The organism is Psychrobacter sp. T6-1, from assembly GCF_052258445.1.
This window is the reverse complement of the sequence record NZ_JBQQFC010000195.1, coordinates 1-4,669: the sequence shown is the minus strand read 5'-3', so window position 1 is coordinate 4,669 and position 4,669 is coordinate 1. Positions and strand designations below refer to the sequence as shown.

The 4,669-nt window shown below is 43.7% G+C and carries 5 protein-coding genes; 4 read left to right on the top strand and 1 reads right to left on the bottom strand.

Features of this window, described 5'->3' with window-relative positions:
- Nucleotides 1–202: 202 nt before the first annotated feature.
- The 3 genes from rarD to ACTXGO_RS09915 are packed head-to-tail and all read left to right on the top strand — an operon-like array spanning nucleotide 203 to nucleotide 2,120.
- On the top strand, nucleotides 203–1,144 hold the full coding sequence (rarD, locus tag ACTXGO_RS09925) for an EamA family transporter RarD (protein ID WP_435948971.1): 942 nt from the start codon (nucleotides 203–205) through the stop codon (nucleotides 1,142–1,144).
- Nucleotides 1,145–1,195: 51 nt separating this feature from the next.
- On the top strand, nucleotides 1,196–1,591 hold the full coding sequence (gene folB, locus ACTXGO_RS09920; protein WP_443542246.1) for a dihydroneopterin aldolase: 396 nt from the start codon (nucleotides 1,196–1,198) through the stop codon (nucleotides 1,589–1,591).
- Nucleotides 1,578–2,120, top strand: coding sequence for a 2-amino-4-hydroxy-6-hydroxymethyldihydropteridine diphosphokinase (locus tag ACTXGO_RS09915; protein WP_443542247.1), 543 nt, complete (start codon nucleotides 1,578–1,580; stop codon nucleotides 2,118–2,120). The genes folB and ACTXGO_RS09915 overlap by 14 nt, the downstream gene beginning before the upstream one ends.
- Before the next feature lie 23 nt (nucleotides 2,121–2,143).
- On the opposite strand, the gene rodA is transcribed toward ACTXGO_RS09915, so the two are convergent.
- A complete protein-coding gene (rodA, locus tag ACTXGO_RS09910) occupies nucleotides 2,144–3,286 on the bottom strand; it encodes a rod shape-determining protein RodA (protein ID WP_435951040.1) in 1,143 nt (380 codons plus the stop codon).
- A 348-nt stretch (nucleotides 3,287–3,634) separates the two neighbouring features.
- Here rodA and ACTXGO_RS09905 point away from each other — a divergent pair, with 348 nt between their 5' ends.
- Entirely contained in the window at nucleotides 3,635–4,639 is a 1,005-nt protein-coding gene (locus tag ACTXGO_RS09905; protein ID WP_443574275.1) for a D-Ala-D-Ala carboxypeptidase family metallohydrolase, read from the top strand.
- The last annotated feature ends 30 nt before the right edge of the window (nucleotides 4,640–4,669 follow it).

Genomic DNA, 4,669 nt, shown 5'->3' with positions numbered 1-4,669 from the left:
TTTTAGATTAAAACCTTTAGATAGACTCATTAAAATAATACGTATCTTTAACTTCTAGCAATGGGCTGATGTCTCATCGATATCAGCGCATTGCTTTTCTTTTTTTTCTGCTTTTCTCTCAAGCTTGACGCTTTTATATGCTCACTTTATAAACACAATAAAAGCATAGATGCGTTTTAGCGATAATAAGTTGTGCTGTACTATGACTACTCAAAATGTCCTAAAAAAACCAGTCGCTCCTATCCCAACGACCAGACGCGGCATTATCACCGCGCTAATTGCATTTTGTATTTGGGGTGCGTTTCCTTTATATTTTAAACAACTAGCCGCTTATGATGCGACCGAGATTATAGGGCATCGTATCATTTGGACGTTTTTGTGCTTACTTGTCGTACTGATTGTAACCAAACGCTGGCAGTGGATTGACACGCTCAAGCAGCACCCAAAATGGCTTGCTTTTACGTTTATATCAGGCCTGATTATTGCGACCAATTGGCTCACCTATGTATGGGCGGTCAATAATGACCGTATCCTCGAAGCCAGTTTGGGCTATTTTATCGGGCCGCTGGTCGGCGTTGCCCTGTCGATGATCCTATTCAAAGAGCGCCTGCGTCTATTGCAGTGGGTGGCGATTGGCTTTGCGCTACTCTCTGTGCTCATTCAAGTTGTTATGCTCGGTAGTTTGCCTTGGCTATCACTAATTTTGGCCTTTAGTTTTAGCACTTATGGCACCATTCAGCGCCAAACGCCATTTACGGCCATCGATGCGATGTTTATTGAGACCGCTATGCTAGTGCCGATTTGTCTGTGGTGGTTTTGGCAGGCTGATGTGGTCAGTAGTCAGCTCAGCTTTTGGTTTACGCCTGATATTTGGCTACTTATGCTGGCAGGCCCTGTGACCTTGATACCGCTGCTACTGTTTAATAAATCGACTAAATTGGTGGCCTATAGTATCTTGAGTTTTATGAATTATCTCACGCCAACCTTTATCTTTTTACTGGCTGTATTTTATTATAATGAGCCTTTTGATACCAATCGTCTAATCGTGTTCGGCCTGATTTGGTTTGGCTTGCTATTATTCAGCATAGATTTGTGGCGTCATCGTCCTAGTAAAATGCTAAAATCGGCAGGGCGCGCGCTTTAATTTATCTCGAAAATTACAAAGCCTTTTAAAATAAATAGTTAAGGATGCTCCATGTTTGATACCCAAGCGGATGTCGTATTCGTAAAAGCGCTAAAAGTTGATGCGGTGATTGGCGTATACGGTTGGGAGCGCGCCATCACTCAGCCGCTACTTATCGATATCGTGCTCGAAACCGATATCAGTAGAGCGGCATTATCAGATGATGTTAAAGACGCGCTAAATTATAAAGCGGTGTGCGATGATGTCAGCCAGTGGTGCAAAGAGATCAAAGCTGAGCTGCTTGAGCACTTGTCAGCGCAGTTGGCTGATAGACTACTTAGCCATTATCCGTGTCAAAAAGTCACCCTCAGCGCCGCAAAACCGACTGCGATTAAAGATGCGGCAGCGGTCGGCGTACAAATTACTCGTGTTGCTACATCTACTAATAAGTCAAATGATGACCACTAAAGACTTAGATCGTTTGGCAGCTTTAAATCTTGATAGCTTGCCAAGAGCTGCTCCCAAAACGCTTTTTGATAAACCGGTGGGCGCAGTCTTGATTGCGCTTGGGAGCAATTATCAAGCAAAGAGACATCTGATAGAGGTGAGAGAAAAACTAGCCTTGCTGGGTACAATGAGGTTATCAAAGCCGTTTCAAAACCCAGATTTTACTGCTACCGCTGCGCAGCCAAAGCCAGATTATGTCAATCAGTGCGTCTATCTGTGTCTAAATCAAGCTATGACGTTAGGTCATATACAACAAATTTTTAAGAGCTTTGAGAGTAGCTGCGGGCGCAATCGCCTAAAGGAGCCGCAGCAAGTTATCAAAAAAGTCACAATGGATATCGATATCTTGCTAGTACATCTTCAACTAAGCAGTAAAGAAGATTTAAATTCGCCATCGGGATGGACAGTGTCAAAGTGGACGGTCATGGCAGATCGCTATCCCTTCAAGGCTCATGAAATACTAGGCGTAAAAGAGTTGGCGTCAAAATAGATGTAGTAGCACGTTTATCTAAATCAACTCGCTCTATGCGTATGAATCGACATGAGTAGTCCAAAGCCGCCCATCAAAGTCACAATAGCAGTACCACCATAGCTGACAAAAGGCAGAGGTACGCCTACGACAGGCAATATACCGCCGACCATCCCAACATTGACAAAAACATAGACAAAAAACGACATGGCGATAGCGCCTGCTAGCAGCCGACTGTAAGTATCGGTATGAGTAAAGGCAATGTACAAAGCGCGGGTAAGCAGGCACGCATAAATAAACATCAATAAAATCACTCCTAAGAGTCCAAACTCCTCAGAAAAAGCAGCAATAATAAAGTCTGTATGACCTTCAGGCAAAAAATGCAAATGCGACTGCGTGCCATCTAAGTAGCCTTTACCCGTCAGACCGCCTGACCCAATAGCGGTTTTGGACTGAATGATATTCCAGCCTGCGCCTTGTACATCAGCTTCGGGGTTAAACAAGGTCAAAACCCGCGTGCGCTGATAGTCATGCATCAAAAAATTCCACGCAAAAGCGACAAAGGGAATCGCTAAAGCAACCGCTATAGATATAATGCGCCACGATAGACCTGCCAAAAACAGCACAAAAATACCACTTGCTGCAACCAGCAGTGAGGTACCAAGATCCGGCTGACCTGCGATGAGTAGAACGGGGACAATAATAAGCGCAAGAGTTATGGCAATACTTGAGAGCGAGGGCGGCAACTCGCGCTTGGATAAAAACCACGCACACATCATCGGCATACCCAGCTTCAAAAATTCAGACGGCTGCACGCTACCAAATCCTGGCAGGCGAATCCAGCGCTGCGCGCCCATACGTACCTCACCGATGATCTCAACGAGCACGAGTAGCGCAAGACCAAGTACATAAAACACAGGCGTGAGCGTACGATAAACGCTTGGCGGTATTTGCGCCATAGTGAACATCACCACAAAGGCCACCCCATAACTGATCGCTTGCCGCAGTACCATACTGGTGTTTTGAGTTGAGGCGCTATAGAGAATCGTTAAGCCAATACAGCAAATCATCAGTAACAGCAGGGTCAACCAAGGATCAACATGAATGCGCTGCCAAAGCGTCAGCTCAGAGCGCTGACCTAAATGGTGGCTTTGACGCGAAAATCGGTACTGCGGACTCATAGACATAGGCATTGTAGGCTAAAATTATGAATAATAAAAGGGATGGAGATAAACCAAGTTACTTATTTTAAGTTGTTAAATTTTCAGTTTCTAAATTTTGAATAAAACACCGCTTATAAAAGCGTCTTAGGTAAAGTCACTTGATTCTAAAAGTGTTAAGGATAAATGTTAATAGTCAATCAGTTACCCGTAAATGGTGGCGATAGTTTAGCCTGCTTAGCAAAAATTTGATAGTATCTATACACCTGATACTGTCGATAGAGGTAGGATTAACTTTTTATTTAAGTAACGATTACCGCTAACCTATTAAGATAACACTCGCGACTGTTTTTGTAGTCTTTTGTGATGATAAATATGAAAAAAAACAACGATGTATGCGTAAGGTCAAACCGAAAAAAAGCCAGTACTTTGCGCGCTTACGAGTCCTGTATCACTTTGCAGCGTAGGGCGATCAAACCTATTATTGGCTCGCTAATATGCTTAAGTGCTATCAGTGCACAAGCGGCTATCTTGACCGATGATAGCGAGCGCCGTATTCAAGTACGCTATGGCAGTAGCAATGATTATATAAAACAAGATCCAAATACTAGGGTGTATGCCACTCCTAATAATCGCCTAGCTGATAGTATGCAGAATCTGATTGCAGAAAAAGAGCGAAGTTATCCGTTTGATGCCAAATTATCAATAGATGAGAATAAACGCATCAGTATTAGAAATGCTACGTCTTATCAGAACCAAAACCAGTATCGAACCATTTATAGCAATGATGGGTACAACAACAGATATAATGCTTTTGACAATAACTTTAGCTTAGTGGACTTTGACAGTTGGCTCAAAAGTAACAGCTACCGCGCAGGTCAAGTTGCCAATTATCAGCGTTATCTCAGCGCGCAGGTTGGCGGACAAAATGTACCGCCGCTCTCTGAATTACTGACTACTGCTAGGAGCTGGGATAAATGCGGTTATGAGCCTTATCAGTTGCCGCCAGAGGAGCTGTGGTCAAATGTCATTCCGACGCTGCGGTTATATAGTGAGCTCAAAAGACAAGGGATATTACCTGCAAGTACACAAATACGTTCTGCCTATCGTAGTCCTGGACTCAACGACTGCGCAGGAGGCGCTGATGCTAGCAAACATATGACGGCAGGCGCGATAGACATTTGGGTGCCAGAGTACGATGATAACCCTTGGCTTATCAGTAAATTACAAGACAGTTTGTGCGAGTTTTGGCAATATCAAGGCCAGTCCTATCAGTTTGGTCTAGGAATTTACTCGACGGGCGCGATCCATTTAGATACAGCAAGTTATCGTAAATGGGGCTTTAATAATACCAGCAGTAGTTCAGCTTGCCGTTTTTAGCTGGCCTAACACAATTTATTGTACACCTTT

Coding starts and splice junctions, on each gene's coding strand:
- ACTXGO_RS09915 (WP_443542247.1), top strand. CDS start 1,578: ATGATGACCACTAAAGACTTAGATCGTTTGGCAGCTTTAAATCTTGAT.
- folB (WP_443542246.1), top strand. CDS start 1,196: ATGTTTGATACCCAAGCGGATGTCGTATTCGTAAAAGCGCTAAAAGTT.
- rodA (WP_435951040.1), bottom strand. CDS start 3,286: ATGTCTATGAGTCCGCAGTACCGATTTTCGCGTCAAAGCCACCATTTA.
- rarD (WP_435948971.1), top strand. CDS start 203: ATGACTACTCAAAATGTCCTAAAAAAACCAGTCGCTCCTATCCCAACG.
- ACTXGO_RS09905 (WP_443574275.1), top strand. CDS start 3,635: ATGAAAAAAAACAACGATGTATGCGTAAGGTCAAACCGAAAAAAAGCC.